This is a genomic window from Pseudogulbenkiania sp. AW2-16, assembly GCF_056824575.1.
Genome location: NZ_CP157668.1, coordinates 489,115 through 507,538, shown reverse-complemented (window position 1 = coordinate 507,538; position 18,424 = coordinate 489,115). Strand labels below are relative to the sequence as shown.

The following is an 18,424-nucleotide window of genomic DNA, read 5'->3' as shown; positions in this document are numbered from 1 at the left end:
CACAATGAATTGGGCTGATTTGAATCTGGTACCGGTGATGCCCGAGATCTTCCTGATCTCGGCACTGTCGGTCATCCTGTTGCTCGATCTGTTTATTTCGGATGCCAAGCGCGGCATTACCTACGGCCTCAGTCTGCTGACCCTGGCCGGTACGGCCGCGCTGCAGGTGTATACGTTCGAGCCGTACGCGCAGTACACCTTGTCCAACATGTTCGTGGCCGATCCGCTGGCCTCGCTGGTGAAACTGGCAATGTACGGCGCGACCGCGATGATCCTGGTGTATTCGCGCCAGTACGCCGCCGACCGCGACATGTTCAAGGGTGAGTTCTTCACCCTGGCGCTGTTCGCGCTGTTCGGCATGAACGTGATGGTGTCCGCCAGCCACTTCCTGTCGCTGTACATGGGCTTGGAACTGCTGTCGCTGTCGCTGTACGCGCTGATCGCGCTGCAGCGTGACTCGGTGCCGGCGACCGAAGCGGCCATGAAGTACTTCGTGCTGGGCGCGCTGGCTTCCGGTCTGCTGCTGTATGGCATGTCGATGGTGTACGGCGCGACCGGCACGCTGGAAATCGCCGCCATCGCCAAGTCCATCCACGGCGGTTCGGCCAACCAGCTGCTGCTGGTGTTCGGCCTGGTGTTCCTGGTGGCTGGTCTGGCGTTCAAGCTGGGTGCGGTACCGTTCCATATGTGGATTCCGGACGTCTATCAGGGCTCGCCGACCGCGATCACGCTGATGATCGGCGCGGCGCCGAAGCTGGCGGCCTTCGTGTTCATCTTCCGCATCCTGGTGCAGGGTCTGGATGGGTTGACCGGTGACTGGCAGAGCATGCTGGCGATCATGGCCGTGCTGTCGATGGCGATCGGCAACATCACCGCCATCGCGCAGACCAACCTCAAGCGCATGCTGGCCTATTCGACCATCTCGCACATGGGTTTCCTGCTGCTGGGTCTCCTGGCCGGCAACGAACAGGGCTATTCTTCGGCGCTGTTCTACGCTGTCACCTACGTGCTGACCACGCTGGCTTCCTTCGGCGTCATCATGGCGCTGTCGCGCGCCGGCTTCGAGTGCGACAAGCTGGAAGACCTGAAGGGGCTGAACAGCCGCAACAGCTGGTACGCCGCCCTGATGCTGCTGACGATGTTCTCGCTGGCCGGTATTCCGCCGCTGGTGGGCTTCTACGCCAAGTTCGCGGTGATCAAGGCCATCGTCGATATCGGTCTGGTCAAGCTCGCGGTGTTCGCCGTGGCGATGTCGCTGATCGGCGCCTTCTATTACCTGCGCGTGGTCAAGCACATGTACTTCGACGAGGTACAGGACACGAGCCCGATCGTGGTGCGTGGCGACATGCAGCTGGTGCTGTCGCTCAACGCCCTGGCCCTGCTGGTGCTGGGCGTGCTCCCGGAGCGCTTGATCGAAATCTGCGTCGAGGCGATGAAGCAGTCGCTGACCGTCCTGTAAGGAGTCATCGTGGAGAGCAGCGTCGCCACCGTATTGCTGGTTGCCGTGCTGGCAGCCAATCTGCCCTTTTTCATGCCGCGCATTGCCGGCGTGATCAAGGTCGAGTCCAAGCATGCCGGCTGGCGGCTACTTGAGCTGGTGGTGCTGTTCTTCCTGGTCGGCCTGCTGGCCCGTTTCCTGGAAGGCCGCCAGATGCCGGTGCACAGCCAGAACTGGCAGTTCTACGCCACCACGGCGGCCTTGTTCCTGGTGTTTGCCTTCCCGGGCTTTGTCTACCGTTACTTCTGGAAGAAGCGCCGCAGCTGAGCCGTTCCGCCTCCGAGAAAAACCCGACTGTACGCAGTCGGGTTTTTTCTTTTCCGGGCCCAACTGGGGCGAGGGGGGCGATTGGCTGCTGCTCTCTGGCCACCTCTCGGCTGACCGTCCTGTCGGGCAGGAAGGGCCGGGTGGCGATGGAGCAACGGCTGTTTCGGCGTTGGGGGTGTCATGCGGGGCCGGGGTGACTGCGGCGCGCGGTCTAGGCGGGTTCGCCGGGGGCGGTGGCAATCAGCGTGGCCATGGACCGGCAATCGGCCGTCGCGGTCGGGATGGAATGTCGCTCGGGCACCATCGCGTGCGTCGGAGCGACGGGGACGTAAAAAGCCGACCCATTGGGTCGGCCTGGTGCGTGACGGACGCGCGGCTCAATAGAAGCGTGACTGCCCGGCCGGGCGGGTCTTGAAGCGCTTGTGCAGCCAGAAATACTGGTCGGGTGTTTCGCGAATGCGTTCCTCGAGGAAGGCGTTCATGCGCCGGGTGTCGGCTTCGACGTCGTCGGTCGGGTAGTTTTCCCACGGCGGGTAGTATTCGAGCTCGAAGCGGTTGCCGACGCGGCGCGCGATGACCGGGACCACGTGTGCCTTGGCGAGCTTGGCGATGCGCGACAGGCCGGGGATGGTGGCGGCGTCGGTGTCGAAGAATTTCACAAAGAGCGAGTCGCGCGGGCCGAAATCCTGGTCGGGCAGGTAGAGGAAGGGCGCGTGGTCCTGGCGCATCGCCTTGATGATCGAACGCAGGCTTTCCTGGCGCGACACGATGTAGCAGTTGTCGTAGCGCTGGCGGCCCTTGTAGATCTGGGCGTCGAGTTCGCGGTTTTTCTGGTGCGAGTAGACGCTGACCAGCGGGATGTCCTGGTTCATGCGGTAGGCACCCATCTCGAAGGCGACGAAGTGCGGGTAGAACAGGATGACGTCCTCGCCTTTGGCGCGCAGGTCGGTGACGTAGTGCAGGTTCTTCACGGTGACCAGCTTGCGGATGCGTTCGGCCGAACTCCACCAGCACACGCCGTACTCCAGTGCCAGCCGAATCATGTGCTGGAAGTTGCGGCGGATCAGGCGCTTGCGCTCGGCCAGCGACATGTCGGGAAAGCACAGGCGCAGGTTGATCAGGCCGACGCGGCGCCGTTCGCGCGCCAAGGCGTAGGCGAGACTGCCGAGCAGCCAGGCGAGCGCGCCGATGAGCCACATCGGCAGCAGACGGAGCAGCCACAGCAGGGCAAAAACGATCTTCATTGTTGCTTGTTATCCTTGTTGCGGGGCGGGCGGGGTGACGCCGGCGGGGCATTTGTAACGGTTGTAACTCCACAGGTACTGGGCGGGGTAGCGGCGGATCAGGTTTTCGACGGCGCGGTTGAGCGTGGCGGCATCCTGCTCCTTGTCGCCGCTGAAGGCTTCCGGCAGCGGCTCGATGTGCACCGCGAAACCGGCTCCCTTGGGCAGGCGCTCGCCGGTGAACAGCAGCACTTCGACGCCGGAGACCTGCGCCAGGCGCGGCACCAGCGTCATGGTGTAGGCAGGTTGGCCGAAGAACGGCGCCCAGACTCCCTCACCGTTGCCCGGCACCTGGTCGGGCAGGATGATGGTGGCTTCACCGGCTTTCAGTGCCTTCATCAGCACGCGCACGCCGGCACCGGTGGCGGGTGCCGTCTTGCCCTTGCCGCGCGAGCGCCCGGCCTGCATCACCGGCTCCAGCCAGGCGAGCTTGGGCGGGCGGTACATGGCGGTGAGCGGGAACGGCAGGCGCGAGCTGATGTAGCGCCCGGCGATGTCGTAGCTGCCCAGGTGCGGAGTGACGAACACAATCCCGTGGCCGGCGGCAAGCGCGGCCTCGACGTGTTCCCAACCGTTGCAGTGGCGTACCATGGCGGCGATGTCATCGGGCTCGCGGCACCAGGCGATGGCCAGTTCCAGCGTGCCCTTGCCGGTTTCGGCTGCGGATTGTTTGACTAAGTCTTGGAAAACCTGATAACTTTTGCCGATTTGACTTGACCTAAGATTTTCCTCCAGTCTCGCCGCGAAGCGGGGGGACAGATGATAGGTAAGCCGTCCCAGGCAGGCCCCCAGCCCTTGCAGCCACGACAGTGGCAGCCGCGCGAGGAGGGATAGCAGAAAATGGACCAACGTTGCCATGACGGGTTCAGAATGAAAAGTGGAATCGGCCTATTTTATCATCCTTCAGTTTTAGGCTTTCTCCGGGAATGAAAAATCAATGAGCGAATACCTGTTTACTTCTGAATCGGTGTCCGAAGGGCATCCGGACAAAGTAGCCGACCAGATCTCCGACGCCATCCTCGACGCCATCCTGCGCGAAGACAAGCATGCACGCGTTGCGGCCGAAACGCTGGTGAACACCGGCCTGGTGGTGCTGGCGGGCGAGATCACCACGGCCGCCAACGTCGACTACATCAAGATCGCGCGCGAGACCGTCAAGCGCATCGGCTACGACAACGCCGATATGGGCTTCGACTACCGCGGCTGCGCCGTGCTGGTCGGCTACGACAAGCAGTCGCCCGATATCGCACAGGGCGTCAACGAAGGCCAGGGCCTCGACCTCGACCAGGGTGCCGGCGACCAGGGTCTGATGTTCGGCTACGCCTGCGACGAAACCCCGACGCTGATGCCGTTCCCGATCTACTACGCGCACCGCCTGGTGCAGCGCCAGGCCGAACTGCGCAAGGACGGCCGCCTGCCGTGGCTGCGTCCGGACGCCAAGAGCCAGATCACCTGCGTCTACGATGCCGAGACCGGCCTGCCCAAGCGCATCGATACCGTGGTGCTGTCGACCCAGCACGCGCCGGACATCGACCACAAGGCACTGACCGAGGCGGTGATCGAGGATATCGTCAAGCCGGTGCTGCCGCCGGAGATGCTGACCGCCGAGACCCGCTTCCTGATCAACCCGACCGGCCGTTTCGTCATCGGCGGTCCGCAGGGCGACTGCGGCCTGACCGGCCGCAAGATCATCGTCGACACCTACGGTGGTGCCGCGCCGCACGGTGGTGGCGCCTTCTCCGGCAAGGACCCGTCCAAGGTCGACCGTTCGGCCGCCTACGCCGGCCGCTACGTGGCGAAGAACATCGTCGCCGCCGGGCTGGCGCGCCAGTGCCAGATCCAGGTGAGCTACGCCATCGGCGTGGCGCAACCGACCTCGATCTCGGTCGACACCTTCGGCACCAACAAGGTGCCGAACGAGCTGATCGTCGAGTTGGTCAAGCGCCACTTCGACCTGCGCCCGAAGGGTATCATCCAGCAGCTCGACCTGCTGCGCCCGATCTACGGCAAGACCGCCGCCTACGGCCACTTCGGCCGCGAGGAGCCGGAATTCACCTGGGAGCGCACCGACAAGGCCGCGGCGCTGCGCGCCGACGCCGGGCTGTAATCCGCGTCGGATTTTCTGATGCCAAGAGCGGGCCGTGTGCCCGCTTTTTTCATGCGCGGAGGAGGGGGAACTGGCGGCCTGCCTGCTCGGCTAGCCCCGTTGCCGGGTGTGGTGTTGCCGCTGCAGTGCCGGCGCCTCCCTGTTCGGCCGGAGTGTTTTACGGGTACAATGCCGGGCTAAACCGAGGAGCGCTGCGAGAGGCTGTTCCCTCCCAGGCTCGGTTTCCGCATCAACGGCGCTCACCCTCATAACCCCGTGCCGGACGGGTTTGCGGGTGAGCCGCATCCCACCGGCCACATCGTGGAGTTCTTGATGAACGCTGTGGCTGATACCTTTACCGATTTCTACGTTGCCGATATGGCCCAGGCCGCCTGGGGCCGCAAGGAACTGGCGATTGCCGAGACCGAAATGCCGGGCCTGATGGCGCTGCGCGCCGAATATGGCGACAGCAAGCCGCTCAAGGGCGCGCGCATCGCCGGCAGCCTGCACATGACGATCCAGACCGGCGTGCTGATCGAGACCCTGGTGGCCCTGGGTGCCGACGTGCGCTGGGCTTCCTGCAACATCTTCTCGACCCAGGACCACGCCGCCGCTGCCATCGCTGCCGCTAATATCCCGGTGTTCGCCTTCAAGGGCGAGTCGCTCGACGAGTACTGGGAGTTCTCGCACAAGATCTTCGAATGGCCGGAAAACGAACCGGCCAACATGATCCTCGACGACGGCGGTGACGCCACGCTGCTGTTGATGCTGGGCGCGCGCGCCGAAAGCGACCGCTCGCTGATCGCCAAGCCGACCAACGAGGAAGAAGTGGCGCTGTACGCCGCCATCGCCCGTTACCTGGAGCAGGACGCCAACTGGTACTCCAAGCGCCTCAAGCACATCAAGGGCGTGACCGAGGAAACCACCACCGGCGTGCATCGTCTGTACCAGCTGCAGAAGGAAGGCCGCCTGCCGTTCCCTGCGTTCAACGTCAACGACTCGGTGACCAAGTCCAAGTTCGACAACCTGTACGGCTGCCGCGAATCGTTGGTGGACGGCATCAAGCGCGCCACCGACGTGATGATCGCCGGCAAGATCGCCGTGGTGCTGGGCTATGGCGACGTGGGCAAGGGCTGCGCGCAATCGTTGCGCGGCCTCGGCGCCACCGTGTGGGTGACCGAGATCGATCCGATCTGCGCGCTGCAGGCGGCGATGGAAGGCTACCGCGTGGTGACCATGGACGACGTGTGCAACCAGGGTGACATCTTCGTCACCACCACCGGTAACGTCGGCGTGATCACCCACGATCATCTGGTGAAGATGCGCAACAACGCCATCGTCTGCAACATCGGCCACTTCGACAGCGAGATCGAAGTCGCCAGCTTGCGCCAGTACCAGTGGGAAAACATCAAGCCGCAGGTCGATCACATCATCTTCCCGGACGGCCGCCGCATCATCCTGCTGGCCGAAGGCCGCCTGGTGAACCTGGGCTGCGCCACCGGCCACCCGAGCTTCGTGATGTCGAACAGCTTCACCAACCAGGTGTTGGCGCAGATGGAAATCTTCCAGCACGGCGAGAAGTACGGCAAAGAGGTCTACGTGTTGCCGAAGCACCTGGACGAGAAGGTGGCGCGCCTGCATCTGGAGCGCATCGGCGTCAAGCTGACCGAGCTGACCCAGCAGCAGGCCGACTACATCAGCGTGCCGAAGGAAGGCCCGTACAAGCCGGCGCACTATCGCTATTGATGTCGGGACGATGAAGGGCGGGCAGGGCAGCCCGCCTTTCTCGTCTAGTGCCGTGGGTCTATTGCTGCTGCCCGAGACCGGGCTGGTGACGTCCGCCACCCGCCGTGGCCGGCACGGAGCGAGCCTTGCTTGGGTTGGGCCGCCGGGTGAAATAGACTTGCCATGGCAGCAAACGAAACCATTCGGGAATAACGACCGCTTCGGCCAACCTTGGCACGGGGCGGCGACAGAGATCAGATCATGAGCACCAAGCCGCGTACCTTCAGTTTCGAGTTTTTCCCGCCCAAGACGGCGGAAAGCATCGCCAAGCTGCGTACCACGCGTCAGCAGCTGGCGCAGTTCAAGCCCGAGTTCTTCTCCGTCACCTTCGGCGCCGGCGGCACCACGCGCGAGGGCACGCTGGGGACGGTGCTGGAGATCCGCAACGAGGGCTACGCCGCCGCACCGCATCTGTCGTGCATCGGCTCCACCCGCGACAACATCCGCGCCATTCTCAACGAGTACCGCAGCCACGGCATTCGTCACATCGTGGCGCTGCGCGGCGACCTGCCGTCGGGCATGGGCGAGGCCGGCGAGTTCCGCTACGCCAACGAGCTGGTGGCGTTCATCCGCGCCGAACATGGCGATCATTTCCATATCGAAGTCGCCGCCTACCCGGAGTTTCACCCGCAGGCGCGCTCCGCCGAGGATGACCTCAACAACTTCGTGCGCAAGGTGCAGGCCGGCGCCAATTCGGCGATGACGCAGTATTTCTTCAACGCCGACGCCTACTTCCGCTTCGTCGACGAGGTGCAGGCGCGCGGCGTGGACATCCCGATCGTGCCGGGCATCATGCCGATCGCCAACTTCGGCCAGCTGTGCCGCTTCTCCGACATGTGCGGCGCCGAAGTGCCGCGCTGGTTGCGCCTGCGCATGCAGGCCTACTACGACGACACCGCCTCGATCCGAGCCCTCGGCCTCGACGTGGTGACCGAGCTGTGCGACCGCCTGCTGACGGGCGGCGCCCCTGGCCTGCACTTCTACACCCTGAACCAGGCCGGCATCGTTTCGACCATCTGGCAACGCCTGGGGTTGTGAGGGGGCGACGATCAACGAGACCTCGCCCCTGGTGGACGCCCGGCACGCGAGCGAGGCGCGCAAATCGCGCCTCGGGCAGGTGATCTTCTGGAGCCGCTGGCTGTAGCTGCCGATCTACCTCGGCCTGATCGTGGTGCAGGGGGTGTACGCCTGGAAGTTCCTGTCCTCGCTGTGGGAGCTGCTGCACAATCTGCCGGTGCTGACCGAAACCGAGATCATGCTGTCGGTGCTGGCGCTGATCGACGTGGTGATGATCGCGAACCTGCCGCTGATGGTGACGGTGGGGGGCTACGAGACGTTCGTGTCGCGGCTGCGCATCGACAACCATCCGGATCAGCCGGAGTGGCTGGATCACGTCAACGCCTCGGTGCTGAAGGTGAAGCTGTCGATGGCCATCATCAGCATTTCGTCGATCCATCTGCTGCAGACCTTCATCAACGCCAGCCAGCTGCCGGAACACACCATCAAGTGGCAGTTGCTGTTGCACCTGGCCTTCCTGGTGTCGGCGGCGGCGATCGCCTACACCGACAAGCTGCTGTACTCCACCGTGCACAGCAACAAGCACTGAACGCCTCACAAGCAAACGGCCCCGCGGGGCCGTTTTTTCATCCCGGAGCAGGGGCGGGGAATCGCTCTCCACGCGCTTGCGTCCGGCTGCCGACGTCAGACGCCACCGCCGGCCTGCCTGCGGCAGCCGGACGGCGAGCCCGCGACGCGCCCTGCTCAGCCGCCTTTCAGGTGGTCGAGCGGCAGGGCGGCGGTGCGCTTGAATTCCTTCAGCACGAAGCTCGACTTGACGTCCTGGATGCCCGGCTGCTGCAGCAGCTGGTCCATCACGAAGCGCGAGAAGTGCTCCATGTCCTCGAAGTAGACCTGCAGCAGGTAGTCCATCTCGCCGGTCATGGCGTAACAGTTGATGACCTCCGGCCAGCGCTGCACGGCGTCGATGAACAAGTCCAGGTTGCCGCGCTTCTCCAGCATCACGCGCACGAAGGCCTGCAGCCCCAACCCGATGCGTGCCGGATCGAGCAGGGCCACGTACTGGCGGATGACGCCGGATTCTTCCAGTTGCTTGAGCCGGCGCAGGCACGGCGAGGGGGAGAGCGCGATGCGTTCGGCCAACTCGACGTTGCTCAGGCGGCCGTTGAGCTGGAGTTCCGCCAGGATGCGCAAATCTGTCTTGTCTAGAGTCATGTCTGGCATTTTGTTCTCGTATCTTCGCTTAATAGTAAAATTTTATTTTAGTTATTAGTATTTTTTGGGTTTCTTTGCAAGGAAATTGCGAAGCAAATTGCCTAAAATGAGCTTGGAAGCATGTTGCATTTTAACAGTGGCGTCAGACCGCTGCAGTGCGTTTACCGAGGAGAGCATGCCATGTACACCGCCGATGCGGCGCTTGAGCGCGCGGACATGAAGTTGTCCGCCTTGCCGTCCGAGCTGGACATTCACCGGGCCGTGGTGCCGGATTACACCGACATCGAGAACCATACCTGGGCCACGCTGCTGGCCAACCAGTGGGCGGTGCTGCCGGGGCGGGCCTGCAACGAGTTCCTGGCCGGGCTCGCGCTGATCGATTTCCCCAAAGAGCATATCCCGCGCCTGGCCGATATCAGCGACCGTATCGAGGCGGCCACCGGCTGGCGCCTGACCCGGGTCGACGGCATCGTCCCCGACAAGGAATTCTTCGAGCTCCTGGCGCAGCGCATCTTCCCTTCCACCGACTTCATCCGCAAGCCCGAGGAGATCGGCTATACCCCGGCGCCGGACATGTTCCACGACCTGCTGGGTCACGCGCCGCTGCTCTCCAATCCACGCTTCGCCTCGTTCTTCGAGCGCTTCGGCCGCGCCGGCGTCAAGGCCTTCGAGAGTGAGCACCCAGGCCGCGTCTGGCTGCCGCGCATCTACTGGTACACGGTGGAGTTCGGCCTGATCCGTAATCCGGAAGGCCTGCGCCTCTACGGTGCCGGCATCCTGTCCTCGCCCAACGAGGTGCTCTACAGCCTGTCGGGGCAGACGCGCAAGGTCGATTTCGACATCGGCCTGGTCGCCGACACGCCGTACGACATTTGGCACATGCAGGACCAGCTGTTCGTGATCGACAGTTTCGATCAGCTGGAACACGAATTCGCGCGCTGGACCGAACAAAACGGTCTGGCCTGAGCGCGACTGATTGCCCCACACCCACCCGGATGGCCCCAGTAGAGGGCCCCTGAAGTAAAACAGAGGAGAAACCCGCAATGAAGATGGAAAGCCTGACCGGCAACCCGCTTGCCACCGACGGCTTCGAGTTCGTCGAGTTCACCGCGCCGCAGGAAGAAGAACTGGAGCATCTGCGCCAGCTGTTCCTGTCGCTGGGCTTCACCGAGATCGCCCGCCACCGCAGCAAGAACGTGCGGCTGTTCCGCCAGGGCGACATCAACTTCATTCTGAACGGCGAGCGCACCCAGCCCGCCAGCGAGTTCGGCAAGGTGCACGGGCCGTCGGCCTGCGCCATGGCCTGGCGCGTGAAGGATGCCGCCCGCGCCTACGACTACGCGCTGGCGCATGGCGGCGACCCGTACGAGCGCCCGATCGGCTGCATGGAACTGAACATCCCGGCGATCGAGGGCATCGGCGGTTCGGCCCTGTACTTCGTCGACCGCTACGGCGCCGAGCACAACATCTACGACGTCGATTTCGTGCCGCTGCCGGGCGTCGACCAGCACCCGGTCGGCGTGGGGCTGAAGGAGATCGACCACCTCACCCACAACGTGATGCGCGGCAACATGGACAAGTGGGCCGGCTTTTACGAAGGCATCGGCAACTTCAAGGAAATCCGCTACTTCGACATCGAGGGCAAGCTGACCGGGCTGGTGTCGCGGGCGATGACCAGCCCGTGCGGCAAGATCCGCATCCCGATCAACGAGTCGTCCGACGACAAGAGCCAGATCGAGGAATTCCTGCGCGCCTACCACGGCGAGGGCATCCAGCACATCGCGCTGTCCACCGACGACATCTACCACACGGTGGAAACGCTGAAGGCCGCCGGCACGCGCTTCCTCGATACTCCGGACAGCTACTACGACCGGACCGACGCGCGCGTGCCGGGCCACGGCGAAGACCTGGAGCGGCTGCGCAAGAACCGCATCCTGATCGACGGTGCGCCGGTGGACGGCGCCGGCATCCTGCTGCAGATCTTCACCGAGACGGTGATCGGCCCGATCTTCTTCGAGATCATCCAGCGCAAGGGCAATGAAGGCTTCGGCGAGGGCAACTTCAAGGCCTTGTTCGAGTCGATCGAGGAAGACCAGATCAAGCGCGGCGTGCTGAAGGCCGACTGAGAACGAGGGGCTGAATCGGCTGTGCCCTGCGAGGCCGGCCCGATGAGGCTCGCCGTACCACTGCTACGGCCCAGCCTTGCCACCCTTTTGGGGCGAACCGGCCGCGAGGCGCGGCATTGAGCGCAGGGAATCCCTGTGGGGCGATGGCTTGCCCCCGTTCCGCGCCGCCAAGCGTTGCCTTTCGGCCAACCTTCGAGGTTGGCCGAAGCCCGTGCCAGACCACACAGGAATTGCATCATGCGCAAATGGATCAGCTTTCCGCACCGCGAGGGCACCGTCTCGCGCCAGGCCCACGCCGACCTGCCGGCCGAGGGCATCTACGAACGCGAAGTCGGCCGCAGCGGCTTCTTCGGCCCGGCCACCCACCTGCACCACAAGCACCCGCCCACCGCCTGGAGCGCCTGGGAAGGGCCGTTGCGTCCGCGCGCCTTCGACCTGAACGAGCTGCCGCAGCAGGGCGGCATGCCGTTCGAGGCGGCGTCGGTGCTCAAGAACGCCCACTGCGACTTCCGCCTCTGGAGCGTCGACCAGGCCATGCCAGCGCTGTTCCGTAACGGCGACGGCGACGACGTGCTGTTCATCCACCAGGGCTCGGGCGAGCTGTTCTGCGACTACGGTCACCTCAGCTACCGCGACGGCGACTACCTCCTGATTCCGCGCTCCACCAGCTGGCGCATCGAACCGGCCGCGCACACCACGATGCTGCTGATCGAGGCCACCAACGGCGCCTACCAGTTGCCGGACAAGGGCCTGGTCGGGCCGCACGCCATCTTCGACGAAGCCATGCTCGACATGGCGCAGATCGACGACGCTTTCCGCGCCCAGCAGAGCGAGGACGAATGGCAGGTGGTGATCAAGCGCCGCGGCGCGCTCTCCACCGTGACCTACCCGTTCAACCCGCTCGACGCCATCGGCTGGCACGGCAACCTGGCGGTATGCCGCATCAACTGGCGCGACATCCGCCCGCTGATGTCGCACCGCTACCACCTGCCGCCGTCGGCGCACAGCACCTTCGTCGCCGAGCGCTTCGTAATCTGCACCTTTGTGCCGCGCCCGATCGAATCCGATCCCGGCGCTCTGAAAGTGCCGTTCTATCACAACAACGACGACTACGACGAAGTGATCTTCTACCACGCAGGGGACTTCTTCAGCCGCGACAACATCAAGCCCGGCATGCTGACCTTCCACCCCGCCGGCTTCACCCACGGCCCACACCCCAAGGCGTTCGCCAAGGCGATGAGCGAGCCGAAGACATTCACCGACGAAGTGGCGGTGATGATCGACGCACGCGACGCGCTGGAGCAGGGCGAGGGGATGGCCGGCGTGGAATGGAGCGGCTATGTAGACAGCTGGAAACCCAAGGCCTGAGAAGCCGCCCCCAAAGTTACTGCGCGGCCGTGATCTCGGGTTGGTAGGTGCTCGGAATCCTCATGGACTACGTGTCCATTCCGGTTCCTGAGCTCCAGCCGCCCCTCGCTGACGACCGCTCGTTACACTTTGAGAGCCGCTTCCGAGTCTATGTCCGGACAACGAGCAAGACGAGAACCCACCGATGAAACTCGCCACCTATCAGAACCACACCCGCGACGGCCAGTTGATGGTCGTCAGCCACGACCTGTCCCGCGCCGTCACCGTGCCGCACATCGCCGACACCTTGCAAGCGGCGCTCGACGACTGGAACGTCGTCGAACCGCAACTGCAACAGGTCTACCAGGCGCTCAACCGCGGCGAGGCCGCCGGCATCGAAGCCTTCGACCCCACGCGCTGCCACAGCCCGCTGCCGCGCGCCTACCAGTGGGCCGACGGCAGCGCCTACCTCAACCACGTCGAGCTGGTGCGCAAGGCGCGCGGCGCCACCGTGCCGGACAGCTTCTACCTCGACCCGCTGATGTACCAGGGCGGCTCGGACAACTTCCTGCCGCCGTGCGCACCGATCCCGCTGCGCGACGAGGCGTGGGGGCTGGACTTCGAAGGCGAGGTGGCGGTGATCACCGGCGACGTGGCCCTTGGTGCCGGCGTCGAGGCCTGCGGCCGCGCCATCCGCCTGCTGATGCTGGTCAACGACGTCACGCTGCGCAACCTGATCCCGAGCGAGCTGGCCAAGGGCTTCGGCTTCTTCCAGAGCAAGCCGGCCACCGCCTTCTCGCCGGTGGCGGTGACCCCGGACGAGCTGGGCGACGCCTGGCACGGCGGCAAAGTGCACCTGCCGCTGCTGGTCGACTACAACGGGCGGCGTTACGGCGAGCCCGATGCCGGCGTCGAGATGCAGTTCGGCTTTCCCGAGCTGGTGGCCCACGTCGCCAAGACCCGCGCCCTCTGCGCCGGGTCCATCGTCGGCTCCGGCACCGTCTCCAACCACGACCGTCGCGTCGGCAGCTGCTGCCTCGCCGAGCAGCGCATGATCGAGATCATCGACAGTGGCGAGGCGCGCACCCCGTTCATGAAGGTGGGCGACACGGTGCGCATCGAGATGCACGACGCCAGCGGCGCCAGCGTGTTCGGCGCCATCGAACAGACGGTGGTGGCGCATGACTGAGCGCATCCTGTACGACTATTTCCGTTCCAGCGCCGCCTACCGGGTACGCATCGCGCTCAACCTGAAGGAGCTGGACTACATCCAGGCGCCGGTCAGCCTGGTCAAGGGGGAGCAGCAGGGCGCCGCCTACCTGGCGCTCAACCCGCAGGGACTGGTCCCGGCGCTGTCCGACAACGGCGTGCTGCTGACGCAGTCCTTGGCGATCTGCGAATACCTCGACGAAGCCTACCTCGACACGCCGCGGCTACTGCCGCTGGAGCCGGTGGCGCGCGCCCGCGCCCGCGCCATCGCCCAGTCCATCGCCTGCGATATCCATCCGCTCAACAACCTGCGGGTGCTGAATTACCTCAAGGGCGAACTCGGCGTCGGAGACGAGTCGCGCAATGAATGGTATCGGCACTGGATCACGCAAGGCTTTGCCGCGCTGGAGCGTCTGCTGGCAGACACGGCCGGCAGCTATTCCGTCGGCGACAATGTCACGCTGGCCGACGTGTGCCTGGTGCCGCAGCTGTTCAACGCACGGCGCTTCGCCGTCGATCTGGCGCCGTATCCACGGCTGGTCGCCGTGGGCGAGGCGCTGGAGCGGCTGCCGGCCTTCGCCGCCGCTCACCCGTCGCGTCAGCCCGACACGCCGCCGGCCTGAGCGTGGCAAAGCGCATTGGAATGGCCGGTGCGGCCATGTCTGACCGTTTTTCATGCGATCGCCATTTGCATGACTTTCTCGCATTAGGGCTTGACGGCCATGTCATGCATCTGCTTTAATGCTGCTCTCTGACGGCGCAGTTAGCCGGATCGGGGCCAATTAGCTCAGTTGGTAGAGCAGCGGATTGAAAATCCGCGTGTCCTTGGTTCGATTCCGAGATTGGCCACCACTCGATTCTTCCTGTGGTAACAACGATCGGCAAACTGTGTTTTCATGGCCAATTAGCTCAGTTGGTAGAGCAGCGGATTGAAAATCCGCGTGTCCTTGGTTCGATTCCGAGATTGGCCACCAAATTCAAGAAAAAGCCCGAACGTCATCGTTCGGGCTTATTCGTTTCCGATCTACATTCAGCGCCACTGTCGGCGGTATTCCTCGGGTGTCAGTCCCATCAGGCGCTGGAACATGGCGATGAAGGCCGACGCGCTGCTATAACCCAGTTCCAGCGCGGTGTCCTGCACCGGGCGCCCGTCTTCCAGCAGGGCAATCGCCTGCAATACCTTGAGCCGTTGCCGCCAGGCGCTGAAGGACATCCCCAGGTCGCGATGGCAGCGCCGCGACAGCGTACGCTCGGTGCTGTGCACCTCGCCGGCCCACGCTGCCAGCGAGCGCGTGTCCCCCGGCTGCTGCTGCAGGGCATGCAGTACCTTGCCCAGCTGCGGGTCGTCTGACATCGGCAGGTAGCTGTCGTGGCATGGGCTCTCCGCCAGCTGGTCGAGCAGTACCTGGAACAGACGCCCCTCACGCTCGGTGCGGGGGTATTCCAGCTGCCCCCGCCGCAGAGTGTCGAGAATGGCCTGTATCAAGGGGTTGATCGCCAGGGTACATGCTTCCCGTGGCAAGTCGGCACACTGCGCCGGCTCCAGATAGAGCGAGCAGTAGCTCGCCTCGTAGCGGTTGCTCGCCACGTGTTCCAGCTGTGGCGGAATCCAGATGCCGTACTGCGGGGGCGCCAGGTAGTGACGCCCTGCCATCCCCACCTCCAGCACCCCGCTGAACGAATAGACGAACTGCCCCGCCGCATGGCGGTGCGGGGGGTACTCGCTGGCGCCCTCCAGGTGCACCACGCGGAAGGATACCGGCTGAGTCAGCTGTTCGAGCAGGGGCGGCAGTTGTTGGCGATGCGCCATATTGTCCAAAACTCCCTATGGGTTGTCGGAAATTCGTTATTTGATTGTAAACCGCCATCGCTACAATCGGGATATCTTCATCGGGGCCGGTGCTTTTGCGCCCCGACCATGACTTTGAGAATCGGAACTATCATGTCGACCGCTCGCAAACCGCTGGATGGCCTCGCCGCCGGATTGATGTTGCTGCTCTGCCTGTGTTGGGGAATGCAGCAGGTGGCCGTCAAACTGGCGGCCAGTGCCGTCAGTCCCATCATGCAGATCGGGTTGCGCTCCCTGCTCGCCGCCTTGTTGGTGGGCGCCCTGATGTGCTGGCGCCGGGAGCGCTTCTCCCTGCGCGACGGCCGGTTTCGTGCCGGGCTGGTGGCTGGCGCGTTGTTTGCCGGCGAATTCCTGTGCGTCTCGGTCGGGCTGATCTATACCAGTGCCTCGCACATGGTGGTGTTTCTTTATTCGGCGCCGATCTTTACCGCGCTGGGCCTGCACTGGCGCGTCAAGGGCGAACATCTGGAGCGGGCGCAGTGGGGCGGGGTGGGGCTGGCGTTCGCAGGCATTGCGCTGGCCTTTTCCAACGGCCTGAGCGGGCAGGGGGAGTGGGGGCGCATGCTGCTGGGCGATGCGTTGGGTCTGCTGGGGGGATTGCTTTGGGCCGCTACCACCATCGTGGTGCGCGCTTCCAGCCTGTCCGAAGCGTCTCCGTCCCAGACCTTGCTGTACCAGCTCACCGTGGCCTCGGTGCTGCTGCTGGCGCTGGGTGGTGGCACGGGGCAGTGGGCGACGCTGCAGATGAGTCCGATCGCTTGGGCCAGCCTGCTGTTTCAGGGCGTGATCGTGGCGTTTGCCAGCTTCCTTGCCTGGTTCTGGCTGTTGCGCCGTTACCTGGCGTCGCGCCTGTCGGCCTTCTCCTTCCTGACACCGCTGTTCGGTGTGGCATTCGGCGTGCTGCTGCTGGGCGAACCGCTCGACCCGCGTTTTCTCGTCGGCGCATTGCTGGTGTTTGCCGGCATCGTGCTGGTCAACCTGCGTCGCGCCTGAGCCGGCGCGATCTCGCTCGACGGGCCTGCCCGCCGGCAATAAAAAAACCCCGTCACGTGTGACGGGGTTTTGAGCGGACAAGGAATCTGCTTCAGGCGTTGACGCCCGGCTTGGTGGTCAGCACCACGGTGTCCAGCCCTTGCTCCGCAACGGCTTCCGGGGTGTCGGCTTCTTCTACTGTCTCGCCGTTCAGCACGCGGTTCATGCGTTCCACGTCGAGCGCGTTTTCCCACTTGGCGACCACCACGGTGGCCACGCCGTTACCGATCAGGTTGGTGATGGCGCGGGCTTCGGACATGAAGCGGTCTACCCCCAGGAGCAGCGCCAGGCCTTCCACCGGCAGCTTACCGTGCAGGGTGGCCAGGGTCGCGGCCAGCGTGATGAAGCCGCCGCCGGTCACGGCTGCAGCCCCCTTGGAGGTCAGCAGCAGCACGCCCAGCAGGCCCAGCTCTTCGCCCAGCGTCAGGTCCACGTTCACCGCCTGGGCGATGAAGATGGCAGCCATGGTCAGGTAGATCGAGGTGCCGTCCAGGTTGAACGAGTAGCCGGTCGGGATCACCATGCCCACCACCGGCTTGGCGCAGCCGAGGTTTTCCATCTTGGTCATCATGCGCGGCAGCGCCGATTCGGACGACGAGGTGCCCAGCACTAGGATCAGCTCTTCCTTGATGTAGGCGAGGAATTTCCACAGGCTGAAGCCGGTCAGCTTGGCGATGGTGCCCAGCACGATGAAGACGAAGGCGGCGCAGGTCAGGTACACGCACAGCATCAGGTAGCTCAGTTGCTTGAGCGAACCCACGCCGTACTTGCCGATGGTGAACGCCATGGCGCCGAAGGCTCCGATCGGGGCCAGCTTCATGATCATGCCGATGATGTGGAACATGGAGTGGGAGAATTCATCGAGAATGCTCACCAGCGGTTTGCCCTTTTCACCCATGGCCGACAGCGCGGCGCCCATCAGCACCGAGAACAGCAGCACCTGCAGGATATCGCCTTCGGCAAAGGCCGATACCACGCTATGCGGGATGATGTTCATGAAGAAGTCGATGGTGTTCATCGACTTGGCGCCGGCGGCGTACTTGGCCACGGCGGCCGAGTCCAGCGTGGACGGGTCGATGTTGAGACCGGCACCCGGCTTGAGCACGTTGACCACCACCAGGCCGATCACCAGCGCCAGCGTGGTCACCACTTCGAAGTACAGCAAGGCCTTGCCGCCGACGCGGCCGACTTCCTTCATGTCGCCCATCTTGGCGATGCCGACCACCACGGTGGTGAAGATGATCGGGGCGATCATCATCTTGATCAGCTTGACGAAGGCGTCGCCCAGCGGCTTCATCTTGGCGGCGAAATCCGGTGCCACGGCACCCAGCGTGACGCCGATGGCGATCGCCAGCAGCACCTGGAAGTACAGACGGGTGTAGAACGGTTTCTTCATGTCATTCCCTGTCGCAATCAACGATATCGTGTGTGAAGGTCGTGACCGGGGCTCGGTGAGGTGTGGCACGACCATACGATGATCGTAGCAGGCACATTAGCGTCGGCTAATTGGCGAAATCCCTAACGAAACAGAATGGCTGCCATTCCCAATCGGCATCGATACGTTGTCGTGCGTCATCCAGCGTGAACGAAACACCGGAAGGAAGGTGCTGGCGTGAAAGCATGGTGCGGCCGGGACAAGCGGCACCCTGCTAGAAGTAAAGACCATCCCGCCGCCGCCGGCAACGCGCGGGTGCCGCCCAAAACAAAACC

Annotated in this window: 17 protein-coding genes, 2 tRNA genes, 1 other RNA gene and 1 riboswitch; of the genes, 15 read left to right on the top strand and 5 right to left on the bottom strand. The window is 64.1% G+C overall.

Annotated elements, in window-relative coordinates:
- The first annotated feature begins 4 nt into the window (after positions 1 to 4).
- Both nuoN and ABKF58_RS02440 read left to right on the top strand, forming a co-directional pair.
- On the top strand, positions 5 to 1,459 hold the full coding sequence (gene nuoN / locus ABKF58_RS02445) for an NADH-quinone oxidoreductase subunit NuoN (protein ID WP_008953439.1): 1,455 nt from the start codon (positions 5 to 7) through the stop codon (positions 1,457 to 1,459).
- Positions 1,460 to 1,468: 9 nt separating this feature from the next.
- The gene (locus ABKF58_RS02440) at positions 1,469 to 1,765 is read left to right on the top strand and encodes a DUF2818 family protein (protein WP_294864407.1); all 297 of its coding nucleotides are present in this window, start codon (positions 1,469 to 1,471) and stop codon (positions 1,763 to 1,765) included.
- 377 nt (positions 1,766 to 2,142) lie between these two features.
- Here ABKF58_RS02440 and ABKF58_RS02435 read toward each other — a convergent pair whose 3' ends face one another.
- On the bottom strand, positions 2,143 to 3,009 hold the full coding sequence (locus ABKF58_RS02435) for a lipid A biosynthesis lauroyl acyltransferase (protein WP_014085970.1): 867 nt from the start codon (positions 3,007 to 3,009) through the stop codon (positions 2,143 to 2,145).
- A gap of 9 nt (positions 3,010 to 3,018) precedes the next feature.
- Positions 3,019 to 3,906 (bottom strand): lysophospholipid acyltransferase family protein, encoded by an 888-nt coding sequence (locus ABKF58_RS02430; protein ID WP_008953436.1) that lies wholly within the window; start codon positions 3,904 to 3,906, stop codon positions 3,019 to 3,021.
- Positions 3,907 to 3,985: 79 nt separating this feature from the next.
- Between ABKF58_RS02430 and metK the strand changes: the two genes are divergently transcribed.
- The 4 genes from metK to ABKF58_RS02410 all read left to right on the top strand — a co-directional run bounded on the left by metK (position 3,986) and on the right by ABKF58_RS02410 (position 8,525).
- Entirely contained in the window at positions 3,986 to 5,155 is a 1,170-nt protein-coding gene (gene metK / locus ABKF58_RS02425) for a methionine adenosyltransferase (RefSeq protein ID WP_014085971.1), read from the top strand.
- Positions 5,156 to 5,332: 177 nt separating this feature from the next.
- A riboswitch (S-adenosyl-L-homocysteine riboswitch) is annotated at positions 5,333 to 5,403 on the top strand.
- A gap of 64 nt (positions 5,404 to 5,467) precedes the next feature.
- On the top strand, positions 5,468 to 6,880 hold the full coding sequence (gene ahcY, locus ABKF58_RS02420; RefSeq protein ID WP_014085972.1) for an adenosylhomocysteinase: 1,413 nt from the start codon (positions 5,468 to 5,470) through the stop codon (positions 6,878 to 6,880).
- 240 nt (positions 6,881 to 7,120) lie between these two features.
- Positions 7,121 to 7,957, top strand: coding sequence for a methylenetetrahydrofolate reductase [NAD(P)H] (metF, locus tag ABKF58_RS02415; protein WP_008953433.1), 837 nt, complete (start codon positions 7,121 to 7,123; stop codon positions 7,955 to 7,957).
- Between the two features lie 142 nt (positions 7,958 to 8,099).
- The gene (locus ABKF58_RS02410) at positions 8,100 to 8,525 is read left to right on the top strand and encodes a TIGR00645 family protein (protein WP_482583269.1); all 426 of its coding nucleotides are present in this window, start codon (positions 8,100 to 8,102) and stop codon (positions 8,523 to 8,525) included.
- 155 nt (positions 8,526 to 8,680) lie between these two features.
- Here ABKF58_RS02410 and ABKF58_RS02405 read toward each other — a convergent pair whose 3' ends face one another.
- Positions 8,681 to 9,160 carry an Lrp/AsnC family transcriptional regulator gene (locus ABKF58_RS02405; protein WP_008953431.1) on the bottom strand — a complete coding sequence of 160 codons (480 nt, stop codon included), beginning with the start codon at positions 9,158 to 9,160 and terminating at the stop codon, positions 8,681 to 8,683.
- Positions 9,161 to 9,331: 171 nt separating this feature from the next.
- Here ABKF58_RS02405 and ABKF58_RS02400 point away from each other — a divergent pair, with 171 nt between their 5' ends.
- From ABKF58_RS02400 to ABKF58_RS02365, 8 genes are all read left to right on the top strand, one after another.
- Positions 9,332 to 10,117 (top strand): phenylalanine 4-monooxygenase, encoded by a 786-nt coding sequence (locus tag ABKF58_RS02400; RefSeq protein ID WP_482583268.1) that lies wholly within the window; start codon positions 9,332 to 9,334, stop codon positions 10,115 to 10,117.
- 77 nt (positions 10,118 to 10,194) lie between these two features.
- Positions 10,195 to 11,277 carry a 4-hydroxyphenylpyruvate dioxygenase gene (gene hppD, locus ABKF58_RS02395; protein WP_008953429.1) on the top strand — a complete coding sequence of 361 codons (1,083 nt, stop codon included), beginning with the start codon at positions 10,195 to 10,197 and terminating at the stop codon, positions 11,275 to 11,277.
- Positions 11,278 to 11,514: 237 nt separating this feature from the next.
- Positions 11,515 to 12,645 carry a homogentisate 1,2-dioxygenase gene (locus ABKF58_RS02390; RefSeq protein ID WP_482583267.1) on the top strand — a complete coding sequence of 377 codons (1,131 nt, stop codon included), beginning with the start codon at positions 11,515 to 11,517 and terminating at the stop codon, positions 12,643 to 12,645.
- 62 nt (positions 12,646 to 12,707) lie between these two features.
- Positions 12,708 to 12,783, top strand: a non-coding RNA gene (locus ABKF58_RS02385) — sX9 sRNA.
- A gap of 46 nt (positions 12,784 to 12,829) precedes the next feature.
- A complete protein-coding gene (locus ABKF58_RS02380) occupies positions 12,830 to 13,813 on the top strand; it encodes a fumarylacetoacetate hydrolase family protein (protein ID WP_482583266.1) in 984 nt (327 codons plus the stop codon).
- On the top strand, positions 13,806 to 14,456 hold the full coding sequence (maiA, locus tag ABKF58_RS02375; RefSeq protein WP_482583265.1) for a maleylacetoacetate isomerase: 651 nt from the start codon (positions 13,806 to 13,808) through the stop codon (positions 14,454 to 14,456). The genes ABKF58_RS02380 and maiA overlap by 8 nt, the downstream gene beginning before the upstream one ends.
- 153 nt (positions 14,457 to 14,609) lie before the next feature.
- Positions 14,610 to 14,685: transfer RNA gene (locus ABKF58_RS02370), tRNA-Phe, on the top strand.
- Between the two features lie 46 nt (positions 14,686 to 14,731).
- A tRNA-Phe gene (locus ABKF58_RS02365) sits at positions 14,732 to 14,807 on the top strand.
- 56 nt (positions 14,808 to 14,863) lie between these two features.
- On the opposite strand, the gene ABKF58_RS02360 is transcribed toward ABKF58_RS02365, so the two are convergent.
- Positions 14,864 to 15,643, bottom strand: a complete 780-nt coding sequence (locus ABKF58_RS02360) for an AraC family transcriptional regulator (protein WP_482583264.1) — start codon at positions 15,641 to 15,643, stop codon at positions 14,864 to 14,866.
- Between the two features lie 132 nt (positions 15,644 to 15,775).
- Here ABKF58_RS02360 and ABKF58_RS02355 point away from each other — a divergent pair, with 132 nt between their 5' ends.
- Positions 15,776 to 16,675: a DMT family transporter gene (locus tag ABKF58_RS02355; protein ID WP_482583263.1), complete on the top strand. Its 900-nt coding sequence runs from the start codon at positions 15,776 to 15,778 to the stop codon at positions 16,673 to 16,675.
- A gap of 91 nt (positions 16,676 to 16,766) precedes the next feature.
- On the opposite strand, the gene ABKF58_RS02350 is transcribed toward ABKF58_RS02355, so the two are convergent.
- Entirely contained in the window at positions 16,767 to 18,110 is a 1,344-nt protein-coding gene (locus tag ABKF58_RS02350; RefSeq protein ID WP_482583262.1) for a dicarboxylate/amino acid:cation symporter, read from the bottom strand.
- Between the last annotated feature and the right edge of the window lie 314 nt (positions 18,111 to 18,424).